Genomic DNA, 22926 nt, shown 5'->3' with positions numbered 1-22926 from the left:
TGTAACAACAGAAGAATCAAGTCCTAAATCGCGCCACCATCTGATTCAAACCAATCGCCAGCTGCGACAACTCCCCACTCGCCATCAACGTCTGCCGCGTCCCCTCACTACTCTGCAGCGCCAACTCCCGAATACTCACCAACGCCCGATCCACCTCCCGCGCCACATAAGCCTGCTCTTCAGAAGCCGTCGCAATCTGCTGATTCCGATCATCGATCATCTGCGCGGCCTGGGTAATCACCTGCAGCGATTGCCCCGCATCGTCCGCCGTGCCCTGCGTGGTATTCACTTCACGCAAGCTGTCCCCCATGGCCGTTACCACGGCGCTGCTACGCGCCTGGATCGAAGCGATCATGCCTTCGATCTCGCCAGTGGAGGTCTGCGTGCGATGCGCCAACGCACGCACTTCATCGGCCACCACCGCAAACCCGCGGCCTTGCTCGCCCGCCCGCGCAGCTTCGATGGCGGCGTTCAGGGCCAACAGGTTGGTTTGTTCGGCAATGGCCCCGATCACGCCCAGCACCTTGCTGATCTCCTGGGTCTGCCCGGCCAATTGCTGCACCTGCTCGGCGGTCAAGTCGACGCGGTCCTTGAGGCTGCGCATGGCCACCAGGGTTTGCGTGACCTTCTGGTTACCCATTTCAGCCGCGATGGTCGACTCTTTGGCCGCTTGCGAGGTGGAGGTGGCGTTGCGTGCCACCTCGTCGACGGCCGTGCTCATCTGGTTCACCGCTGTCGCGGCTTGTTCGATCTCGCCGTTCTGCTGGTGCAGGGTACGGTCGGCGCTTTCGGTAATGGCAGTCATTTCGACGGCGGCGGCGCTCAGTTGCGTCGAGGCGTCGGAAATTTCGCTGATGGTGGTGCGCAAGTTGCCCTGCATGGCATTCAGTGCCGCCATCAGTCGGCTGGCTTCGTCGGCCCCCGTCACTGCCACGGCATTGCGCAGGTCGCCGTGGGCGATGTTCTCAGCCAACGACAGCGATGCGGCGAGCGGGACCACGATGCTGCGCGTGAGCAGCACGGCGAGCGCGATGGTGAGCAACAGTGCTGCTGCTACCACCATGGCAATCACTTCGTTGCTGCGGATGTACACGTCAGTGGCCTGGGCGCCTGCTGCGGCAGCGCCTTTTTCATTGTGTTCGCGCAGGCGGGTGAGTTCTGTCTGGTAGGCCTCGGCATGCACCTTTTGTTCGTTGTTGGCGTATGCCACCGCCTGTTCGTGGTCAGTGGCATCCAAGGTGACGATGTGCGCCAGGCCGCCCAAAAAGGTGGCCATGCGCGCGGCGGCCGCTTCGAAAGTTTGACGCTCTTGTTCGTCTGCAATCAGATGCTGGCGGTAATAATCGGTGCGCTCGTTGAGGATGTCGCGGGCGATATTCAATTGGTCAATGGCAGTTGTACGGTCTTCCGGCCTGGTGGCGGCCAGCAGACGAATGCTCTCCAATCGCGCTTTCAACACTGCGATCTGGATATCGTCGGCGGTTCGAGTACTGGCCAGCCAGTTGTTTTCGATGTCCTGTTCGGTACCGCGCAGCTTGCCCAGTTGCAGGTAGGCGAACCCGCCCAGGGCGATTACCAGCAGGGTGATCAGGCCGAAACACAGCGAGGCACGAGGGGCGATGTTCAGTGAGCGAAGATTCATGGGCGCGGTTCCGGCAGTAGGCTCGCCTACCGAGCCCATGCCATGTTATCGGCCGTCTGGACGGGAGCATGAGGGCGGTGGAGGGGCGTTCATTCGGATACTTAGGCTGAGTTTGGTTGATCGAAAACCTGGTGGTTCGTCTGAAACCAGAGGAAGAAGATCTTGGCGAGCATCGAAGCTATCTAGTGGCTGACAGCTACCGTCGACATGCCTTGAGTCATTAGTCTGCAAAACGTCGAAATTTTAGGGGGAAGCAATGATGGGGCCACCGGCCACCGAGTTCGAAAACGTCATGAACTGGGCAAGAGTGCTTGCGGACAATGCCAATCGAGAGGGCCTCGAGGATCTCATCAAGATGGTGCTGAGGCCTGTCCAGGCGGATCACATGCGCGCCGCGTTGATTCGACCCACGCATTGTGCGCCCGAAGCGCTATCGTGGATTCGCAGCATGGGTGGCCTGTGGCAGATACCGGCGCCCGAAGGCACGTTACTTACGCATGTCACCCAGTCTGGGCGCCGAACCGTCGATGCAAGCCATACATTGCACCTCTGTCGGGACGTGGTCCTCCCAACGATATGGAGTAGATCTAGCATCACGAGCAGCTTAGGTGCAATCGGCCCTGGCCGTGTCTGTGGCCGATTCACTCAGGATCCGAACCACAGTGTAACGCTCATGATCCCGCTTGGCATCGGCTGGGTGTCTGGAGGCAACCATTCCATCACCCAGGGAATTTTGTCGGGCGAAGGTGAGCTTGTGCCTGATGAAGTTATCGATGTGTCCTCTGCCATGGATGTAGTTGGATACGACGGTGAGTGCTGGGTTTGTATGAGGACAGGCCTACGTACCGACGGGCCGCGTTATCGCGAATTCGGATGGGTGTGGGAGATCGCCCGCTTGCTCGGGAAGCTTCCGAACGTATCCGCTGAGTAAGCGTTGGCATTTGCGCTGCTTCTGCTAGAGCGGCGATCCCCTTGGGTGGTGAGTGCCAAGCTATTCGGGCGATTTTTAGAAATTTGATGCCCGTATTCAGCGTCAGCGAATATTCACCTCGCATTTCGAGACGAGCAGCTTTCAAAAAGAAGATTTGAAGATGAACCACGAACTTTGGCAGGAACCAGACGGTTGTCAGACCTTTTGCTTGGCAGGTGCTCGCGGTGAGCGCGCGCGAGCACTCATGCACCCTGGAGCGAAGCTCGTATGGGAGGTCGAAGCAGAAAGCCATTTCGAGGCGATGACGCTCTACTATGCGTACATGCAGTGGGGCGAGTACTCGAGTGGCTTTCCTGGACAGGACATGATCCCTTACAAGGAACGGGGTTGGGACTGAACACCCAACCTTGCTCATAGTCCCTACACCATCATTGGAAAGTCAGTATTTTCCTATTCCTTGTAGTCCATTTCCCAAAGATACTCCCCTAGCCATCAAGCTCTTGCGACCTATTTCCCTAGGCCCTAGTCTCCGATCCCGTCGCTTCCCATAAGCGACCGGTTGTGACAGGCCGAGAGAAAAAGGACCGTACGAGCCATGCGTCATGGTGGCTGTGCGTGGGGCACCTCGTGTGCGCCGGTTTTTCCTTATTTCTCCGGTCTGTCAACCCGCGTACAGCCGCCACCCTTTTGTTTGACAGCGAAAGCGTGGCGGGTCCGTTCAAGAATAAGGAGCTCGCATGCTGAAAATTGTCCCAGACCCGCCGCCCACTGCCTTGTTAGCCATTCAGCGCACTGTCTTGTTGCGCAGATACTCTCCAGTTTCGTTATCTCGCCATTCCCCCCACGCTCGCCTGAATCCCGAGTCTCGCAAACGTTTGCCAAGCGATAGGCATCGAACGCTGAACCGCTCGTAACTGAAAACGCCACCGAACATTCAGAGCGATGTCGTCTCGATGGCCGGCTTGACGCAGGCCATCGAGGCGTAGAGCAGGGGAGTCATTCGTGAGCAGTCAGCCTTCCAAGTGTGCCAAAACGCAAACCAAGTCCATCGGATCAGCCACCTTCGGTGAAGGCGCCAAAGGCCATGGCAGCCACCGCCTTTTCAGAGTCGAACCAGGCCATGATCAGGACTATGTGTTGGAGCAAGCCAATCTGCTGATGAACTGCGTCTACCAGCTCACGCGCGAGGCGAGCGTTGAGCTCGATGAATCGTTGATCGTCGCCGCTCACTTTCTCAGTGGAATGGCCAAGGCCCTGGTGGAGGACATCGCGATGGCGCGGATGATTGCTCCGGGTGAGGGCAACTGACAGGCAGTGCCGGCTTCAGGCGTTCACCGGCGCTGTCGGCTTGCGTAGAGTCCACTGCTCGGATCGCGGGTCCACCGATCTCGATGGAGCAGGCCTCTAAGGTATCACCAGCCCCAGCCCGTCCATCACGCGCTATCTATCTACCTTTCCAATCTGGGCCTTAGCGCTTTTCACATTATTGCCATGGTAAATAGCATTAGAGGCATTGAGCTTGTGCCGAGTTGATCTTCGTATCGCACCACGCCAATCGAGCACAAATGACAGAAGCTACCGGCGCGGTAGCTTTTGCCGGTAACGTCTTACTTTTTAGGTTTTTTGGCAGGTTTAACATCAGGGTTGTTACCCTCGGTGTCTTTGTTGTCACGGCGACGTTGATCGACCTTGCCGGTAGACTTGGCAATCGGCTTTGGACCGGGTTTGAGTGCCATAAGCTTGCTCCATAAGCTGAAGTTAGGGGTACTGGCATGCTAATAACATTGAGATTGCCATTCAATGGAGCCACGGCGTTATCTCAGGCTAAAAGGGAATGACCTTTACTCGATTTTATTACTACTCGGATCTTTTCAGCCAAGGGCCTGAAGAACACCTCGCGCACCCTTGAATAACGACTGCCGTAAGGTGTATCGAGCAGACCTACCAGGCTGTCGATTTTTAGGTCGGGTGTATCAACGGAACGTGCTGCGCTGCCTTCGCGTCGACCAAGCCTGTCAAGCGTGGGTCCTGGAAGATTTCGATCTGTCGGGAAAACGCTTCGAAGCCTGACCGGCGATAGAAATCCAAGGCCGCAGGGTGATCGAACGTACAGGTGTGCACCCAGAACCGATCGATCGGCCGTGCCCAGGCTTGTTCGATCGCACGGTTCATCAGCCACCGTCCTGCAGGCCCTCCAATCAACGGATGCGACAGACCGAAGAAGCCCAGCTCGCACGCGCCCGATTGGCGAAAGTCCAGCTCCAGCAGGCCTTCGCCGCCGTCATGTCCGCGCAGGTGATAGATTTCCACGTCGGGCGAATGGATGATTTCGTTCAAGGCCTCGTCGGTCAGGGCCAGGCGGCTGAACCAGAGCCAATCGTTGCCGATGTTTTTGTAGATCGCGCGGTAGGTGGTGGGCTGCGGATCGGACAGGCGCTCGAAATCCCAGGTGGGGGTGGTGGTTTCCGGTCTGAGGTCGGGGCGTGTGGTCATCGACAGCGAGGTGACGACGGTGGCGAGCATGCCATTGGGTACTGGGTGGTAGCCTTCTTTCATCCTGTGTCCTCGATGATCTTGTTTGCGGGGAGGGCTTGGTGCTTGGGGATGGTTAGGGTTTTGCCGTAGTCGGGGTGGGTTTTGGATTTGGCCATGTCTTGGGCTTGGGGGGAAGTGCTGGTTATGTGAGGGGCGGGTTTTTCGGCATATGGGTCGGTTTGAGGCTTTGCAGTGTTGGCGGCGGTATTTGATTGACGGGTGATGCGGTGGCGGCTGGGTTGGGGCTGCTTTGCAGCCCATCGCGGCTGAAGCCGCTCCTACAAGGGGTTGCGTTGCAGCCCGTTGAGGTTGATCGGAGCGCCGAACCGGCCGCTCCTGCAAGGGGCGGTTTGGCTGAACTTCGGGGATGGAGTGCCTATCCGAAGTTGGAGGCCATTGGCCAGGGTCTATGTAGGCAAATGGAAGGAGATCTCGATGTCCAGTACGCGTGCTGACAGTAATGCCCAGTTGGCGGCCATCTTCGATCAGTTGTTGGCGCTGCGCGAAAGTGTTCATCAATTGCATGCCACAGAGCAGGAGCGCGCCATCACTTTGCGGGGCCACCAGACGGTGGACGACAACGAAGCCTTGGATCTCGCCTTCGCCAAGCTGCAAACCGACATCGCCGGGATCGAAGAAGGTCTGGCAACCATCGCAGAGGCCATGGGCGACATCCCCAAGCTCTGAGCCATCTGACGCTTGTCGCCGTACCCGTCCGTCAGCTCCACCGCACATCTTCTGGCATTAATCACTGCTCTCGTCGTCCCAACCACGGACCACGGACCACGGACCACGGACCACGGGCCACGGACCACGGATCTCCGATCACCTGCCATCGCACCAGACGCCAGGCTCAAAGGTTCAGAGCTCAGAGCTCAAAAGCTCAAAAGCTCAAAAGCTCAAAGCTCAAAGCTCATAGGCCCAAAAGCTCAAAACGCCAATACCCAAGGCCCAACCACCACCCCGCCCCCCGACAGGAGTCGACCGTGTCCACCACCGCCGCCAAGCCCTCGCTGCGCCGCGCCATCACCGGCCCCATGCTGTTCCTCTTCATCCTCGGCGACGTGCTCGGCGCAGGTGTCTACGCACTCGCCGGCACCATCGCAGGCGAAGTGGGCGGGGCGATCTGGGTGCCGCTGCTGATCGCGTTGTGCTTCGCGATGCTCACCGCCGGCTCCTACGCCGAGTTGGTGACCAAATACCCGCACGCCGGCGCCGCTTCGGTATTCGCGGAGAAGGCCTTCAAGTCGCCGCTGCTGTCGTTCCTGGTCGGCTTCTGCATGCTCGCGGCGGCCGTCACCAGTGCGGCGGGGTTGTCGCTGGCGTTCGCCGGGGATTACCTGAGCGCCTTCGTCGATGTCTCGCCGTACCTGGCCGCGACCGTCTTCCTGCTCGCCATCGCTGCGCTCAATGCGCGGGGCATCAAGGAATCCTTGGGGGCGAACGTGGTCATGACGCTCATCGAGCTGTCGGGCCTGCTGCTGGTGGTGGTCGCCGCAGCCTGGTATTTGCGCACGGGCGATGCGGACCTGGGCCGTACCTTGACCTTCAAGCCGGGCATCGACCCGATGCTCGCCGTGCTCGGCGCGGCGTTGCTGGCGTTCTATTCCTTCGTGGGTTTCGAGACCTCCGCCAACCTGGCCGAGGAAATCAAGAACGTGCGCACCGTCTACCCGCGTGCCTTGTTCGCCGCGCTGCTCACGGCAGGCGTGGTGTACATGGCGGTGGGGGTGGCGGCGTCGAGCGTATTGCCGACCGACAAACTCGTCGCCACCTCGGCACCGCTGCTGGAAGTGGTGCGCGAGTCGGGGCTGAACATTCCGCCGATGCTGTTCGCCTTCATCGCGTTGGTGGCCGTCGCCAACGGCGCGCTGTTGACCATGATCATGGCCAGCCGGCTCACCTATGGCATGGCCAACCTGCGGCTGCTGCCGGGTGTGTTGGGGGCGGTGTTGCCCGGGCGGCGCACGCCGTGGGTGGCGATCGTCGCGACCACGCTGGTGGCGGTCGCCCTGACGCTCACCGGCACCTTGGCCACCTTGGCACAGACGGTGGTGCTGCTGTTGTTGTTCGTGTTCCTCAGCACGAACGTCGCGGTGCTGGTGCTGCGCCGCGATCTCGTGGAGGAGGACCACTTCCGTGTGCCGACCTTCATGCCGGTGCTCGCGATTGTGTCGTGCCTGTTGCTGCTCAGCCAACAGGGCTGGGAGACCTGGCTGCGGGCAGGCGGTTTGATGTTGGTGGGCGTGTTGCTCTATCTCTGCACGCGCAACAAGCGACGGGCCACTGGCAAGCCCGATTGAAAGGCTGACGCGGGGGCGGGCGGCCAGGCGAGGGTGGACATGTCGGGCCTGATGGCGACTGGCAAGCCCGGTTGAAGGGCTGATGCAGAAGCGAACCGCCAGGCGAGAACGACGGCTGGTACTTTGCAATGCCCTCTCAGGCTTCGCGCGCGCAGGACCCTATGGCCACCGGCAAGCCCGCACGACGGGCTGACACACTGGCGAGCCTTCAGCCAAGAATTGCACGCCGATACTTTGCTATCCGCCAGCAGGCCACACCTTCTCCACGCCGTGCCCACTCACTGATGAAAACGTCGCCCCAGCGCATCCAGCCGCACCGCGATCGGCGGCAACCGTTCGCTGTTCCTGGCCAGCATCTCCACGTCCTGAGCCGTGTTCTGGGCGATGTTCTGCACCGATTGCAGCCGTCCCACCATCTCCACATTCGCCGTGGATTGCTCACGGGTGGTCGACACGATCTGCCCGTTCAACCGATCGATCTGGGCAATGTCATTGCCCACCGCCTGCAGCATCGCCACGGCCAGCTGGCTGTCCTCCACACAGCGCTGCACGCCCTGGCGGCTCTCGCCCATGGCCTTGACCGCTTGCCGGCTGCCGTGTTGCAAGCGTTCGATCATCGTCTTGATCTCCTGGGTCGACACCGCCGTGCGCTGCGCCAGGCTGCGTACCTCGTCGGCGACCACGGCAAACCCGCGCCCTTGCTCACCGGCGCGGGCGGCTTCGATGGCAGCGTTGAGCGCCAACAGGTTGGTCTGGCTGGCGATGCTGCTGATGACCTCAAGCACCGAGCCGATGTGCTCGGCTTGTGAGGCCAGCCCCTGCACCGTCTCGTTGGTGTCGTGCAGGCGGGTCGCGAGCTGGTTGATTTCCTGCCCGGCGCGGCCGACGCTTTCCTGGCCACGGAGGACTTGCTGGCTGGCTAGCCCCGCATGTTCGACGGCATGCTCCACGTGTTGGTTGATCTGCCCCATGGCGCCTTCCATGCGTTGCATGGCGTCGGTCATCTGGGCGATTTCCGCGAGTTGGTGGTGCGCGCCTTTTTCCAGCGTGCCGCTGGCGTGGGCCAATTCCTGGCCGAGTTGGCCGAGGCCGTGGGAATCGTGGGCGACGCCGTCGATCAGGGCGGTGAGCTGGTTCAGAAAGTGCTCGAAACGTGTCGTCAGTGAAACATGAACTTTGCCCGGACTGCCCTCGATGGCCTCACCGCTGAACTGGGTGGTGACGGCGAGCATCTTCTCGAGCATCTCCTGGCTTTCCACCGCGTCCTTGTGACTGTGCACCGCGAGGTAGAGCAGGGCGACGGTCTCCATCACCACGTAGAACGCATGCACGAAGATCATGCTCCAGCCCCCGTGATGGTCCATGACGAACACCGGAAAACCCTGGTGCTGCAGGGCATGGAAGAGCACGTGGTGCACCGCGATGGTGACGGCGGCCACCAGGATCGGCAGCCAGTCGCGGTAGAACGTCAGCACCGCCAGCAACGCGAAGATGCCGAAGTGCGATTCGATGACACCCTGGGCCTGGTTGATGTGCAACGCCGCCATCACCATCAGGCCGACCCCGAGCCCACAACGCATCAAGCGTGTGCCGCCGATGACGCGATAGGCCAGGGTCAGCACCGCACCGGTGCCGCCGCCTATGAGCAGTGCTTGCAGCAGCGTGTCGTGCCAGAACGACAGCATCAGGGAGAACAGCGTCATCAGCCAGATCAGGGCGAGCATGATGCGGTCGGCTTTGCGGTAGTGCTCGGTGAAACGGACAGGCGCAGGCATTCACTCGTACTCCATGTGGGCTGGCCAGGGCCAGGCAAGCATGCGACGTGCCAGACGGGCATGCGGGCAGTGAACTGGGTGTAGGGGGTGGGGATTGGGGGATGGTAAGAGGCTATCGGCGTTTTGCTGTGGGGCTTTAGGCCGGCAGCGGCAGTGGTAGTCACCGGCTGATGGGCGAAGGCGCGGCGACGTTGGAAGGTGGCTATAGGAAGCGCACTTTCACCTTGCATCTGCAGCATTACCGAGGCTTTGTAGGTGAGTGCCTGCGCGACGATCGGGCTGCGTTGGAAGCGGGCCGGAAGGCCGGCCCCGCCGGAATTCCCATTCACAACCAGCAGACTCCGCTTCCTCGGCCAGGCACCCCCGCCGGTTTTCGCGGGGCCGCCATCGGCCTTGCTTGATCGCCGCTCGGCGACTTTTCATACGAACCCTGGGTGTCTCCATTTCCGTGCCGGATGACATGACGCAGATGATGCCCGTAATCTCCCGCGTGCTTGACGGCGAAGAGCCGCAACAGGCATGAGCTTTCATGAACCCGCTCCACCGTATCCATTTCGAAGAATCACGATCATGCACCGCACCATCGAGCACTTCATCACCGATGAAATGCAGCGCCAACGAATCCCAGGCCTGAGCCTGGGCATCATCCAAAACGGCGAGTTGAAGCACTACCAAGGCTACGGCAGGGCCAATCTCGAGCACGCTGTGCCGGTCTACCCACACACGCTTTTCCAGTCGGGTTCGGTGGGGAAGATGTTCACCGCTGCCGCCGTCATGCTGCTGGTGGAAGACCAACTCGTCACGCTGGACGACGTACTGTCCGACCATTTTCCCGAGGCGCCGGTGCCGTGGCGGACGATCACGCTCAGGCATCTGCTCAACCATACGTCCGGGTTGGGTGAAGACTGCGTCGATGTCAGCCGACCGTTCACGGACGAGGCGTATGTGGCCCATGCCTACGAACAAGCCTTGCAGTTCGCGCCGGGACGGCGTTGGCATTACAGCAACTTGGGGTACTCGTTGCTGGGCATTCTGGTCACCCGCGTCGCGGGTATTCATTTGGGCGAGTTCCTGCGCAGCCGGATCTTCGAGCCGGCCGGGATGGAGACGGCGTGCATGATCGACGAGTCGCGCATCGTGCTGCATCGAGCGGCGGGGTATGAGCTTGTCGACGATCAGGTATGCAACCAGGCGCCCGTCTCCAGGGATGCCAACAGGCTGGGGTCCGGGTCGCTGTACCTCAGTCTGGAGGACTGGACGAAGTGGGACTCGGTCGTGGCTCGACGGGCTCTGCTGTCTGCGACCTCATGGGGCGAGGTGTTCAAGGGCGGCAAGCTGAGTAGCGGCCAGCGCTATCCGTATGGGTTGGGTTGGGACCTGGCAACCAGTGTCGACGGGCATCCGGTCTATGGGCACCTGGGCAGTTGGCAAGGGTTCGTCGCGGGGTTTCGTCGTTACGATCGGCATGGCGTGACCATCGTCGCCCTGGCCAATCTGGCCGATGTGGACATCGAAACGATCGTCGACGGGGTGGCCGAGCGCTATTCGTCCAATTTGCGTCTTACCGAACACTCGGCGCCGGCGGATGAAGCCTCTGCACTGGCGCATCGCTTACGGCAGTTTTTGCTTGGCATCGTGTCCGGCAAGGCGGAGCGTGCGGTGTTCGACGACGCTGAAGACAGGGGCGAGATCACCGAACAAGTGCAAACCAGCGATCTGTTCCAAGGCGATTTCTCACTGCGGATGACGAGCTACCAGCCAAACGGCGATCGCTTGAGTTGTACCTATGAGGCGTGCGGGAACGATGCGACCTGCACGGTCTGGGTCGACTTCGATGCCGAACGCAAGACAGTCGCTGAGGCCTTCCTGGAGGTTTGAGCGCTTTACAAAAGGGCTCGATATCTCCCATCGAAGGCTGCTGCTTGAAGCGCTTTCCAGGCCTATACCGGCCCGGTGGCCTTCGCGTTCGCATCGGGTGCAACGGGTCAGTGGCCTTCCATCCGGCAAGCTCCAGGCCCGTACGCATCGCGAACGGCAGGCGATGGGCAAGCCCGAACGAGCGGCCTGGCGAGGCGGTGCGCAGTCAGCGTCGATCGCCTGCGGTCGACGAAGCGCTATCCGCCCGCGGCACAGATGAGCGGATCGGCCAAGGGCGCTTCGCCCGACAGCCACCGGGTATCACCGACCGCCAACGGTTCGAGGCTGCCAAGCGCCGCTCGCGTGCTGGCTTGGGCCACCACCTGCCCGATCACCATCACCGCCGGCGCCTTGAGCTGGAACGCCAGCGCCGCTGCCTGCATACCGCTCACGTCGCTGAAGCACGCCCGCTGCTGCGGCAGCGACGCGTTTTCGATCATCGCCACAGGTGTGTCGCCGGCCATGCCTCCGGCCAGCAGTTCCCGGCGTACGTCTTCCAGCTTCGCCACGCCCATGTACACCACCAGCGTGGTGCCGCTCTGCGCCAGCGCCTGCCAATTCAAAGCGCTGTCGTCTTCGGTGTGCGCCGTCACCAAGGTCACGCCCCGGGCCACGCCGCGCAGGGTCAGGGGGATGTCGCAGTGCGTGGCGCCGGCCAGGCCTGCGGTGATGCCATTGACCAGTTCGACTTCGATGCCGTGGTCGCGCAGCCAGTCGGCCTCTTCGCTGCCGCGCCCGAAGATGCAGGGGTCGCCGCCTTTCAGGCGCACCACGCACTTGCCCTGGCGGGCATAGCGCAGCATCAGGCGCTGGATGAAGGCCTGGGGTGTGGAGCGGCAGCCGCCGCGTTTGCCGACGCCGATGACCTTGGCGTTGGGGCAGTGTTCGAGCACGGCGGGGTTGACCAGGCTGTCGATCATCACCACGTCGGCGCCGCGCAAGGCGCGCACGGCCTTGAGCGTAAGCAGCTCCGGGTCGCCGGGGCCGGCGCCTACCAGCCAGACTTTTGCGTTCATGGGTGTTTCCTCATCAGGGGTATGGGGACCGTCGGGTGCGGTCTTTCAACAGATGCATTGTTTGTCCGATGACCAGGTCAGCGGCGGCGCATTCAAGCGCGGATAGCGCGGGGCGGCTGTGCGCGTGACGTCCACAAGGCTGCCTATCCACGCAGCAGCCAGATCGACAGCAGTCCATTCAGCAACAGCGACAGCAGCGCAAGCGTGCGCCACACCTTCACCGGTTCACGCTCCAGCAGCGGACGCAACCGCGCACTGGGTTGTTGCTCGCCGTGCTCCAGCGCCAGGCGCCATTCTTCAGCCGTTTCGAAGCGCTCCAGCGGGTCGGTGGCCAGGGCTTTGTCGAGGTTGTGCACCAGCCATTCCGGCAAGTCGGGGCGGTAGCGGCTGGCGGGTACCGGGGTGGCGAAGCGGGGGCGCTGGAAGGCTTCGATCTCGCCGTGGGGGTAGTGGCCGGTCAGCAGGAAGTAGAGGGTCACGCCTGCGCTGTACAGGTCCTGGGCCACGCTCGGCGCGGCGCCGGCGTAGGCTTCCGGGGCGATGTAGTTGGGTGTGCCGGGCAGTTCGCCCGGGATGTGCGCGGACAGCCCCGGGCAGTACGCCAGGCCGAAATCCAGCAGGCGCACGTCGCCGTCTTCGCCGAGCAGCAGGTTGTCGGGCTTGATGTCGCGGTGCAGGATGTTGCGCCGGTGCAGCATGCCCAGTGCCCGCAGCAGGTGCAGGGCGATGTCCAGGCCTTGGGCCAGGCTCAGCGTGCCGTGCTGGCGGTGGTGCTCGGCCAGGGGCAGGCCAGGGTGCTCGCGCATCAGGTAATAGAGGTGCTGGCGCTCGCTGGCGGGGTGCACTTCGGGAAAGTGGCGCCCGGCCACACGGCGCAGGAACCATTCTTCCTGGAGCAGGCGCTGGCCGGCTTCGTTGTCGCCGTCGCAACGGGCGGGCAGGGTTTTCAACAGCCAGGGTTGCTGTTGTGTGTCGCGCACGCGGTACAGCAGCGATTGCCGCGAGTGGCTCAGCAGCGTCTCGACCTGCCAGCCTTCGAAGCGTTGCCCCGGCTTCAAGGCCGGGGGCAGCGGCCACTGCTCCATCTGCTCGAGGGCATCGCCCAGGCTGGCTTCGCCCGGTTCGTCGACGCGTACCAGCACGGCGCTGGCGTTGTCCTGGCTGCCGGCAAGGTGGGCGGCGGTCACCAGGGCCTGGGCGGCTCGTTGCAGATCGGGTTCGTCGCGCAGCACATTGGCGATCGATGCATCGCCCAGGGTCGCCCAGACGCCGTCGCTGACCAGCAGGAAACCTTCGCCTGCGCGCAGCTCGCCTTCGCGGTAGTCCACCACCAGATGCTGCTCCAGGCCCATGGCGCGCTTGAGCACGTGCTGCATGCCCGGCTGGCTCCAGACGTGGTCTTCGCTCAAGCGCTGCAACTGGCCTTCGAACCAGCGGTACACCCGGCAATCGCCGATGTGCGCCAGGGTGAAGCGTCGGCCGCGCAGTACCAGCGCGCTGAGGGTGGTGAGCAGGGGCTGGCCGCCGCCGTTGGCGTGCAGCCAGCGGTTCTGCGCGAGGAGCAGGCGATCCAGCGCCTGGGCCACGCCCCAGGTTTGCGGGGTGGCGTAGTAATCGTGGGCCAGGGCCTGCACCGTGGAGCGTGCGGCCAGGCCGCCGTCGGCGCACTGGCTGACACCGTCGGCCAGGGCGAACAGGTAGCCCTTGCTGGCCGCGAGCGACGCGGCCGGGCTGACCAGGCGCGTGGCGTCCTGATTCTCGGCGCGCGGCCCGCTGGCGCTGCTGTGCGCGTAGCGCAGGTGCAAGGGCATGGCGACTCAGACCCGCGCGGCGGTGAAGGCCGCCGAGCCCCAGGTGGTCCTCCAGCGGCGCTTGACGGCGCACAGCCCGAACCAGGCCACCACGCCGAGGCTCGCGAACAGCCACAGGCCCAGCTGGTAGTCGCCGGTGCTCTGCTTGATGGCGCCCAGGCCTGCCGCCAGCAGGAAACCGCCGATGCCGCCGGCCATGCCGATCAGGCCGGTCATCACGCCGATTTCGCGGTTGAAGCGCTGCGGCACCAGTTGGAACACCGCGCCGTTGCCGGCGCCCAGACCGAGCATGGCGCTGACGAACAGCGCCAGGGCGGCGATGGAGCTGGACAGGTGCATGCCCACCGCCGCGATGCACACGGCGGCGACGGCGTACATGCCGAGCAGCGTGCGGATGCCGCCGAAGCGGTCTGCCAGCGCGCCGCCCAAGGGACGCATCAGGCTGCCGCCGAACACGCAGGCGGCGGTGTAGTAGCCAGCGGTCACCGGGCTCAGCCCGTACTGGTCGTGGAAGTAGCCGGGCAAAGCGTTGGCCAGGCCGATGAAGCCGCCGAAGGTGACGCTGTAGAAGAACATGAACCACCAGCTGTCGCGGTCAGCCAAGGCCTTGAAGTAGTCGGCCATGGATTTGGGTTTGCTGCGATTGGGGGCGTTTTTCGCCAGCACGGCGAACAGGATCAGCGTCAGCACCAGCGGGATCAGCGCCAGGCCGAACACCTGGGTCCAGCCGAAGGCGGCGGCCAGCACCGGCGCGGCCAGGGCGGCCAGCACGGTGCCGGAGTTGCCGGCGCCGGCGATGCCCATGGCCTTGCCCTGGTGCTCGGCGGGGTACCATTGCGAAGCCAGCGGCAACGCCACGGCGAACGAAGCGCCGGCCATGCCCAGGCACACGCCGAGCAGCAAGGCTTGCTCGTAGCTGTGGATGCCGAGCTGCCAGGCCGTGAGCAGCGAGACGATGACGATCACCTGGCCGATGATGCCGGCCGTCTTCGGCGACAGCTGATCGGCCAGCATGCCCATGACGAAGCGCAGGATCGCCCCGGCCAGAATGGGCGTGGCGACCATGAAGCCGCGTTGCTGGGTGGTCAGTTGCAGGTCGGTGGCGATCTGCACCGCCATGGGGCCGAGCAGGTACCAGACCATGAAGCTCAGGTCGAAGTACAGGAACGCGGCGAATAGCGTGGGGGTGTGTCCGGCTTTCCAGAAGCTCTTGTTCATTCCAGCACCTCATCTGCAATTGGGGTTGTGGGCTTGCAGGTGGGCGAGCCCTACGGCTGCTCCACCGCCTCGTTGCGCGAGGCCAGAAACGCAAAGACGTCGCCATGCCGAGTCCGCTTTCGCGAACGGGCATGCGACGTCTTTGTCGGGGATGGGGCAACCGCCGTTGGCTACCTGTGATGGAGTGGAAGCAGGTTGTGTGCCAAAGCTGTTGGGCGGTGGGTAGGCCGTTACAGATATCTGGGGGGACAAAAGACATGCTGTGCCTACGGGGGCGAATGAAACCGCTCGTGCGCAGGGTGCGGTCTGCCGGTTGAGGTGGTGTGGGCTGGACTGGGGCGGCTGCGCCGCCCATCGCGGCTAAACCGGGGCGCCGGCCGGCCGCTCCTACAGGGACTTTGATCTGCGGGTGGGGATGGTGGTTTTGGGTTGGGGTGGCTGCGCCGCCCATCGCGGCTAAAGCCGGGGCGCCGGCCGGCCGCTCCTACAGGGACTTTGATCTGCGGGTGGGGATGGTGGTTTTGGGTTGGGGTGGCTGCGCCGCCCATCGCGGCTAAACCGGGGCGCCGGCCGGCCGCTCCTACAGGGAGTTTGGTCTGCGGGTGGGGATGGTGGGTTTGGGTTGGGATGGCTGCGCTGCGCTGCGCGGCTGATCGGAGCGTCGAACCGGCCATTCCCACAGGTTTTTGCGATCCCCTGTAGGAGCGGCTTTAGCCGCGATAGGGCCGGGCCTGCCGTTGGCTCGGGGTTACGACTTTCACGGGCGAAGCCAAACAGGTTCGCTATTTACTAAGTGATGAGTATCTTGAGTCACTCCGGGCATAAGGCCGCTTAACTGAGAAGGCAACTCCACACGCCCCATTGAAACAATCAAATCTGCACGTTCATGGGCCACTCGTGCCGCATCCTGGTGCACTGCCAACTGCCAACTGCCAACTGCCAACTGCCAACAACCAACTCCCAACCCATTCAGGTCAACAACTCGTTCATCGCTATGATCTGCTCCGCCACCTGAATCAGCTTCTGCTGCCGGCTCATCGCCTGGCGCCGCATCAGCGTGTAGGCCTCTTCCTCGCCGCAGCTCTTCATTTTCATCAGCATGCCCTTGGCCAACTCGATGCGTTTGCGTTCGGCCAGTTGCTGGTCGCGGGCGTGGAGCTGCGCGCGCAGCACCTGGTCGCTTTCGAAGCGCGCCATGGCCACGTCCAGGATCGGTTGCAGGCGTTGGGCGTGGATGCCTTCGACGATGTAGGCGCTGACGCCCGCCTTGATCGCCTGGCGCATCACGCCGGGGTCGTGCTCGTCGGTGAACATGACGATGGGCCGCGGCTGGTCGCGGGTCACGATCACCACTTGCTCCATCACGTCGCGGCTGGGCGACTCGGTGTCGATCAGCACCACGTCCGGGCGCACGGCTTCGACCCGGGCGGGCAGGTCGATGGTCAGGCCCGATTCGTCGATGACGTCGAAACCCGCTTCGCTCAACGCGGTGCGCAGGCGACCGCCGGTGCGCGAGGTGTCGTTGATCAGCAGAATGCGCAGCATCTAGACCTCCGGTCAGCGAGCGTGGCGGGCATGCAGGGCGAAGCTGCGTGCGTAGGCGGCTGGATCGCTGCCGTCCCACACGCTGCCGTCGAGCAGTTGCGAGCGGCGCAGAGGGCTGGCCGGCACGGCGATGCCCAGCGCGCCTGCGGCGTCGCGGTAGAGGTCGAGCCGTTGCACCCGGCTGGCCACGGCGCGGTAGTCCGGGTCGTCGCGCAGCAGGCCCCAGCGGCGGAACTGGGTCATGAACCACATGCCGTCGGAGAGGTAGGGCACGTTCGCCGCGCCCTGGTTGTGGAAGCGCAGCGGGTGATCGTCTTGCCACTGGTGGCCCCGGCCATCGTCGTACAGCCCCATGAAGCGCGGCTCGATGCTGCTCAGCGGCAGGTCGAGATACTCGCGGCCACTCATCAGCTGTGCAGCGCTGCGACGGTTTTGTGCGCTGGCCTCGATGAAGCGGCTGGCGTCCAGCACGGCCATCAGCAAGGCGCGGGCGGCATTCGGGTTCTGCTCGACGAAGGCCCGTGTGCAGGCCAGCACCTTCTCAGGGTGGTCGGGCCAGATCGACTGGCTGGTGGCGACCGTGCAGCCCTGGCCCAGCGCCACGGCGTGGGCGCTCCAGGGCTCACCCGCGCAGAAGCCGTCGATGCGCCCCGCCTGCAAGTGCGCGAGCATCTGCGGCGGCGGGACGACCACGCTGTTGACGTCGTGCAAGGGGTGGATGCCCTGGCTGGCGAGCCAGTAGTACAGCCACAGGGCATGGCTGCCGGTGGGGAAAGTGTGGGCGAAGGTGAGCTTGCCACCGGCCTCGGCGGCGTGTCGGCCGAGCGCAGCGGAATGGGTGATGCCGGCGGCCGTCAGCGCTTGCGACAGGTTGATGCTCTGGCCGTTCTGGTTCAGCCCCATCAGCACGGCCATGTCCGTGGCCGGCGCGCCGCCGAGGCCGAGTTCGATGGCATAGACCATGCCGTACAAGGCGTGCGCGGCATCCAGCTCGCCGCTCGCCAGCTTGTCGGCGACACCCGCCCAAGAGGTTTGCCGGTGCAGTTCGAGGGTCAGCCCGTAGGGCTGGGCGAAGCCCTGGGTGGCGGCGACCACCACCGATGCCGCATCGCTGAGCGGCATGAAGCCGACGTTCAGCACGTGCTTTTCCGGGGCGTCGCTGCCGGCGACCCAGGCCAGGGGAGGGGAAAGCGTGGTGGAGGTGTCGCTCACGGTGTGATTCCTGATCGGTGTCGCTTGAAAAGTGAAATGCTGACGCAGGATCGGTGTTCCGGTTGTCCTTTCAGGGGGCACGTCGCGGCCCAGCGCGGCTGGTCAGAGCGTCGAACCACCGCTCCTGTAAAGACATGTATCCCTCAGGGATAAACTGAAGCGGCCGGTACTGCCGGCCCAATCGAGCCCCTGCCGCTTTCGCTGCCAGATCGCAACGCCTCGACTGCCTGAGTGTGCCGCCCTTGGCAAACGACCCGAAACGCCTATTGCCCGCCTTCGCACATGCCTCAATCGTCTTCAGTACACATCGCGCAAATACCGCCGTGCCTTGCTCATGTCGCTCACATACAGCGTGGCCGCCGCAGCGCTCATCTTGCCGTGGCGCTGCACGATCGCCTTGAGCGCGGCGTCGACGTCCTTGGCCATGCGCGCGGCGTCGCCGCACACGCACACATGGGCGCCTTGCTCCAACCATTGCCACAGCTCGGCACCCGCTTCGAGCATGCGGTGCTGCACGTAGACCTTCTCGTCCTGGTCGCGGGAGAACGCCGTGTCCAGCTTTTGCAACACACCGTTGCGCTGCCAGTCGCGCAGTTCCTCGCGGTAGTAGAAGTCGGTGCGCGCGCGCTGCTCGCCGAAGAACAACCAGTTGCGTTTGCCGCCCAGCGCCTGCCGCTCCTGCAAGAACGCTCGAAACGGTGCAATACCGGTGCCAGGACCGATCATGATCAGCGGTGTTTCGGGATGCTCCGGGACATGGAAGTGCGCGGACGGTTGCAGGTAGATGCGCACGCCGTGCTCGCCGGCACGGTCGGCGAGGAAAGTCGAGCACACGCCGCCGCGTTCCCGGCCTTCGTGCCGGTAGCGCACGGTGGCCATGGTCAGGTGCACTTCGTCGGGCGTCTGGGCCGGGCTCGAGCTGATCGAGTACAGCCGCGGTTGCAGCGGCTTGAGCAGGCGTACCCACTGCTGCGCGTCGAGCACGAGGGGGAATTCGCGCAGCAGGGTGGGCAACTGCCGGCCCCACAGCCAGGCTTGCAAGGCGGCGTGTCGGTCCTCTTCGAGCAGGGCGCCCAGCCGCTCGTTGCCGGGTTGGGCCGCGACCCGGCGCAGGAGGTCGGGGCCGATGCGGGCGATTTCCAGGCGCTCGCCCAGGGCCATACGCAGCGGCATGGGCGGCTGATCGGCGAGCTGCACGGGGGTGTCGCCGTCCACGCCGATCAGGCTCAGCACCTCTTCCACCAAGGCTGGCGCATTGATCGGCCAGACGCCCAGGGCATCGCCTGCGCGATAGGGGAATTGATGTCCTGCCAGGTCGAACGCCAGGTGCCGGGTTTCCTTTTCGGCGCCTTCGCCGTTGAGCAGGCGGTTCGACAGCAGGCGCGTGTGCAGCGGGTGGGCGCGGGTATAGGGGTTGCGGGCGACCTTGGCGGCCGTGGGGGCCGTAGAGGCCACGCAAGCGGGAGAGGCTCGAGTGGCGGCCACGGCGCCTTCAGTCGGGGACGTCGGAGAAGTCGAGGATGTCGAAGAAATCGGCGCGGCCGCCATGGCGCCCTCGGAACCGACCGCGCCCAGCTTGCCGCACAGTTCGACCAGCCACTCTTCGGCCGGCGCCTGATAGTCCGGCTCACAGTCCAGGCGCGGCTGGATACGCTCGCCGCCCAACGCGGCCAGGCGCTCGTCGAGCTTGCGGCCGAAACCGCAGAACTGCCGATAGCTGGAATCGCCCAGCGCCAGCACGCCGAAGCGGCTGTCGCGCAAGCTGTCGGGCGCAGCGTCGGCCAGCGTTTCCCAGAAGGCGACGGCGTTGTCCGGCGGGTCGCCGTCGCCGAACGTGCTGGCCACCAGCAGCACGCCCGCGGCGCTGCGCAAGTGCGCGAGCTCGACGCTGTCCATGGCCCGCACCCGGGCGCGCTGGCCGGCGCTGTCCAGGCGCTGTGCGCAGAGCGCGGCGAGGGTCTCGCCGTTGCCCGTCTGCGAGGCCCAGAGCACCAGCCATTCGGTAGCGGGTACGGCACGGGAGAGTGCTGCGCCCGCATTGGCCTCGGCGCCTTGGACACGGGGGAGTCCTGCGGCCGCATCGGCTTCGGCGCCCTCGGCACGGGCGAGCGTTCCGGCCATGCCGGCATGGGCGCCCCCGGCACGGGAGAAGATTCCGGCCAGCAGACCATTGAGCAGAAGCCGCTGCCCGGCGGCCAGGGGCGCCTGCTCGGGGATCGTCGGCACGCCGCCGTGCGTAGCCTCGGCGCTGCGCAAGCCCAGCAGATAGCCGTGCAGGTAAGCCTGCGCGTCAGCGTCCAGGGTCAAGGGCGCGGCGGCCGGCAGGTTCAACAGGCGGGCGAGGTGATCGATCTGCATGGGGGCGTACGCCAAGCTCGTGTCCGTGGCAGGCAGCGCTGCGGGCGGCTCGGCGTCGGGCACCGGTTGCAGCGCCACGGCACAGTATTTGAAGGCCGGTTGCAACGACAGCGGATCGACCGCATCGCTGGTCACGGCATTGACCGCCAAGCCCTCACCGAACACGTCGCTCCAGTGGAAGGGCGCGAAGCAATTGCCCGGCCGCACGCGGTCGCTGAGCACCGCCTGCAGCACCGCCATACCCCGCCGCGAGCGCACCTGCACCGGTTTGCCTGGCTCGATGGCCAAACGCTCGGCATCGCTGGGGTGGATTTCGACGAAGGGTCCGGGGTTGAGGCGGTTCAGCGCCGGCACCTTGCCGGTCTTGGTCAGGGTGTGCCACTGGTGCTGCACGCGCCCGGTGTTGAGCACCAAGGAGAACTCGTCGTCAGGCCGCTCGGCGGGCGCCAGGTGCGGTCTGGCGAAGAACTGCGCCTTGCCGCTGGCGGTGGGGAAACGCAGTTCGGCACTGCCGGCCGGGCGGTAGCGGATCGGGTTGCGCACGGCCGTCTCGGCCGTCGCGCAGGGCCATTGCAGCGGCTGCTGGCGCAGGCGCGCATGGCTGGCGCCGCGCAGGTCGTAGCCGGTCTTGGGGTTGGCGGTGCGCTTGATTTCTTCGAACACCTCCGCCGCGTCGCGGTAGCTGAACGCCTCGGCATAGCCCATGGCACACGCGACCCGGGCGATGATCTGCCAGTCCGGCAAGGCCTCGCCCGGCGGCGGCACGGCCTGCTGGGTCAAGGTCAGGTTGCGCTCGGAGTTGATCATCACCCCTTCGGCCTCGGCCCACAGCGCGCCGGGCAGGAGGATGTCGGCATAGCGGTTGGTTTCGGTGTCGAGGAAGGCTTCCTGGGTGATCACCAGTTCGGCCTTTCGCAGCCCGTCGATCACCTGCTGGCGGTTGGGCACGCTGGCCACCGGGTTGGTGCAGATGATCCAGCAAGCCTTGATCTGGCCGACGGCCATGGCGCGGAACATGTCGACGGTGCCGTTGCCCGCTTCGGTGCGCAGGCTGCCCGCCTCGAGGCCCCACAACCGCTCGATGAAGGCGCGGTCTTCGGCCACCAGCGCCGAGCGCTGGCCTGGCAGGCCCGGCCCCATGTAGCCCATTTCGCGGCCGCCCATGGCGTTGGGTTGGCCGGTCAGCGAAAACGGGCCGCTGCCGGTGCGGCAGATGGCACCGGTGGCCAGGTGCAGGTTGCACAGCGCGTTGGTGTGCCAGGTGCCTTGCACGCTCTGGTTGAGGCCCATGGTCCAGCAGCTCATCCAGTTGTTCGCTTCGCCGATCCAGCGTGCGGCCTGGCGGATGTCGGCCTCGGCGAGGCCCGTCGCCTGGGCCACGTAGGCTGGGGTGTAGGTCTGCAGGAAGTCCTCCATCACTTCCCAGCCTTCGGTGAAATCGGCGATGAAGGCGGGGTCGGTCAGGCCATCCTTGACCAGCAGGTGCAGCAGGCCGTTGAGCAGGGCCAGGTCGCTGCCGGGGGCGACTTGCAGGTACAGGTCGGCCTTGTCGGCGGTGCCGGTGCGCCGCGGATCGACGACGATCAGCTTGGCCCCGGCCTTGAGCCGGTCGAGCAGGCGCAGGAAGAGGATCGGGTGGCAGTCGGCCATGTTCGCGCCGATCACCAGGAACACGTCGCTGTGCTCGAAGTCGTCGTAGGCGCCGGGCGGACCGTCGGCGCCGAGCGACAGCTTGTAGCCGCTGCCGGCGCTGGCCATGCACAGGCGCGAGTTGGACTCGATGTGCTGGCTGCGGATGAAGCCCTTGGTCAGCTTGTTGGCCAGGTATTGCGCCTCCAGCGACATCTGCCCGCTGACGTACAAGGCGAAGGCGTCCGCGCCGTGTTCGTCGACGATGGCGCGCAAGCGGCTGGCGGTGGCCTCGATGGCCTGGTCGATGCCGACGCGCACCGGGTCGCGCTGGCGCTGCTCGCGCATGAAGGCATGTTGCATGCGCCCGGCGTCGGCCACCGGCAGGGCGCAGGTGCTGCCTTTGGTGCACAGGCGTCCGGCGTTGCTCGGGTGCTGTTTGTCGCCCGAGACTTTGACGATCAGGCCGTGTTCCACCTGCATGACGATGCCGCAGCCCACCCCGCAGTAGGGGCAGACGCTGCGCACGGTCTTGCTGGGCTCGAGCAGGGTATCGGTCATGGCGGTGCTCTCTTGCGCAAACGACTAAGGCGCCATGCCGCTCCTGCGTTTTTCAACGGGAGCTGCACGGCGCCTTTGTCGTGAGGTATTGCCTGGAAGAACGGCCATCGTCGTTGACGGCCTTTGCCTGGGTGTAGCAATGGCTGGGCCAACACCAGGTCGAAGCGCGTATGAAGGCCGCGCCGCTGTGATCCCCCTGCGCAGGGCGCCTCTGCAAAATATGTTTATGGGTCGTGATGCGCGCTTCGTGCTGGGGCGACACTGGCGGATCTGCACCGTTTTGGCACATGAAAAGGCCTAGGCGGCCGTGGGGCTGAAAGCCCCCGTGAGTGTCAGCGCGAGGCCTGAAGAACACCCTGAGACTTGGCAGAATCGTGCCGGCAGCGCCAGCCATTGCGGCTAATCAGAGCGTAAAACCGACCACTCCAAGGACACGCATTCCCCTGTAGGAGCGGCTTTAGCCGCAATGGCCG

The 22926-nt window shown here is 64.4% G+C and carries 15 protein-coding genes and 2 pseudogenes; 6 read left to right on the top strand and 11 right to left on the bottom strand.

The window, feature by feature from the left end:
• Positions 1 to 16 precede the first annotated feature (16 nt).
• Both AA0Z93_RS22000 and AA0Z93_RS21995 read right to left on the bottom strand, forming a co-directional pair.
• Positions 17 to 805: a methyl-accepting chemotaxis protein gene (locus AA0Z93_RS22000; RefSeq protein WP_413398603.1), complete on the bottom strand. Its 789-nt coding sequence runs from the start codon at positions 803 to 805 to the stop codon at positions 17 to 19.
• A gap of 66 nt (positions 806 to 871) precedes the next feature.
• Positions 872 to 1642: pseudogene (locus AA0Z93_RS21995) on the bottom strand (MCP four helix bundle domain-containing protein); the annotation flags it as partial.
• A gap of 256 nt (positions 1643 to 1898) precedes the next feature.
• Between AA0Z93_RS21995 and AA0Z93_RS21990 the strand changes: the two are divergent.
• The 3 genes from AA0Z93_RS21990 (at position 1899) to AA0Z93_RS21980 (ending at position 3881) form a co-directional block, all read left to right on the top strand.
• Positions 1899 to 2573, top strand: coding sequence for a DUF6710 family protein (locus AA0Z93_RS21990; protein WP_413398550.1), 675 nt, complete (start codon positions 1899 to 1901; stop codon positions 2571 to 2573).
• 160 nt (positions 2574 to 2733) lie between these two features.
• On the top strand, positions 2734 to 2970 hold the full coding sequence (locus AA0Z93_RS21985; RefSeq protein ID WP_413046903.1) for a hypothetical protein: 237 nt from the start codon (positions 2734 to 2736) through the stop codon (positions 2968 to 2970).
• 605 nt (positions 2971 to 3575) lie between these two features.
• Complete coding sequence (locus AA0Z93_RS21980; protein ID WP_413046904.1) at positions 3576 to 3881, top strand: DUF3077 domain-containing protein; 306 nt, start codon at positions 3576 to 3578, stop codon at positions 3879 to 3881.
• 299 nt (positions 3882 to 4180) lie between these two features.
• Here the strand turns inward: AA0Z93_RS21980 and AA0Z93_RS21975 are convergent, their stop codons facing one another.
• Both AA0Z93_RS21975 and AA0Z93_RS21970 read right to left on the bottom strand, forming a co-directional pair.
• On the bottom strand, positions 4181 to 4309 hold the full coding sequence (locus AA0Z93_RS21975; protein WP_413046905.1) for a hypothetical protein: 129 nt from the start codon (positions 4307 to 4309) through the stop codon (positions 4181 to 4183).
• Positions 4310 to 4532: 223 nt separating this feature from the next.
• Positions 4533 to 5129 (bottom strand): GNAT family N-acetyltransferase, encoded by a 597-nt coding sequence (locus AA0Z93_RS21970; protein WP_413046906.1) that lies wholly within the window; start codon positions 5127 to 5129, stop codon positions 4533 to 4535.
• 414 nt (positions 5130 to 5543) lie between these two features.
• Here AA0Z93_RS21970 and AA0Z93_RS21965 point away from each other — a divergent pair, with 414 nt between their 5' ends.
• The gene (locus tag AA0Z93_RS21965) at positions 5544 to 5795 is read left to right on the top strand and encodes a hypothetical protein (protein ID WP_413046907.1); all 252 of its coding nucleotides are present in this window, start codon (positions 5544 to 5546) and stop codon (positions 5793 to 5795) included.
• Positions 5796 to 6145: 350 nt separating this feature from the next.
• A complete protein-coding gene (locus AA0Z93_RS21960) occupies positions 6146 to 7411 on the top strand; it encodes an APC family permease (protein ID WP_413048379.1) in 1266 nt (421 codons plus the stop codon).
• Between the two features lie 278 nt (positions 7412 to 7689).
• On the opposite strand, the pseudogene AA0Z93_RS21955 reads toward AA0Z93_RS21960, so the two are convergent.
• Positions 7690 to 8205 (bottom strand): annotated as a pseudogene (locus AA0Z93_RS21955) (methyl-accepting chemotaxis protein); the annotation flags it as partial.
• 1551 nt (positions 8206 to 9756) lie between these two features.
• Between AA0Z93_RS21955 and AA0Z93_RS21950 the strand changes: the two are divergent.
• On the top strand, positions 9757 to 11064 hold the full coding sequence (locus tag AA0Z93_RS21950; protein ID WP_413046908.1) for a serine hydrolase domain-containing protein: 1308 nt from the start codon (positions 9757 to 9759) through the stop codon (positions 11062 to 11064).
• A 236-nt stretch (positions 11065 to 11300) separates the two neighbouring features.
• On the opposite strand, the gene cobA is transcribed toward AA0Z93_RS21950, so the two are convergent.
• From cobA to AA0Z93_RS21920, 6 genes are all read right to left on the bottom strand, one after another.
• A complete protein-coding gene (gene cobA / locus AA0Z93_RS21945; protein WP_413046909.1) occupies positions 11301 to 12119 on the bottom strand; it encodes a uroporphyrinogen-III C-methyltransferase in 819 nt (272 codons plus the stop codon).
• A 143-nt stretch (positions 12120 to 12262) separates the two neighbouring features.
• Positions 12263 to 13930, bottom strand: coding sequence for a protein kinase domain-containing protein (locus AA0Z93_RS21940; RefSeq protein WP_413046910.1), 1668 nt, complete (start codon positions 13928 to 13930; stop codon positions 12263 to 12265).
• Between the two features lie 6 nt (positions 13931 to 13936).
• On the bottom strand, positions 13937 to 15148 hold the full coding sequence (locus AA0Z93_RS21935) for a nitrate/nitrite transporter (protein ID WP_413046911.1): 1212 nt from the start codon (positions 15146 to 15148) through the stop codon (positions 13937 to 13939).
• Between the two features lie 969 nt (positions 15149 to 16117).
• The gene (locus tag AA0Z93_RS21930) at positions 16118 to 16693 is read right to left on the bottom strand and encodes an ANTAR domain-containing response regulator (protein ID WP_413046912.1); all 576 of its coding nucleotides are present in this window, start codon (positions 16691 to 16693) and stop codon (positions 16118 to 16120) included.
• Between the two features lie 12 nt (positions 16694 to 16705).
• Complete coding sequence (locus AA0Z93_RS21925; protein ID WP_413046913.1) at positions 16706 to 17905, bottom strand: CmpA/NrtA family ABC transporter substrate-binding protein; 1200 nt, start codon at positions 17903 to 17905, stop codon at positions 16706 to 16708.
• 297 nt (positions 17906 to 18202) lie between these two features.
• Positions 18203 to 22453, bottom strand: a complete 4251-nt coding sequence (locus AA0Z93_RS21920; protein WP_413046914.1) for a molybdopterin-dependent oxidoreductase — start codon at positions 22451 to 22453, stop codon at positions 18203 to 18205.
• Positions 22454 to 22926: the final 473 nt, after the last annotated feature.

It is taken from the genome of Pseudomonas phoenicis, from assembly GCF_047302395.1.
GTDB lineage: Bacteria > Pseudomonadota > Gammaproteobacteria > Pseudomonadales > Pseudomonadaceae > Aquipseudomonas.
The sequence above is the reverse complement of the archived record's forward strand: the minus strand, read 5'-3'. Positions and strand labels throughout refer to the sequence as shown.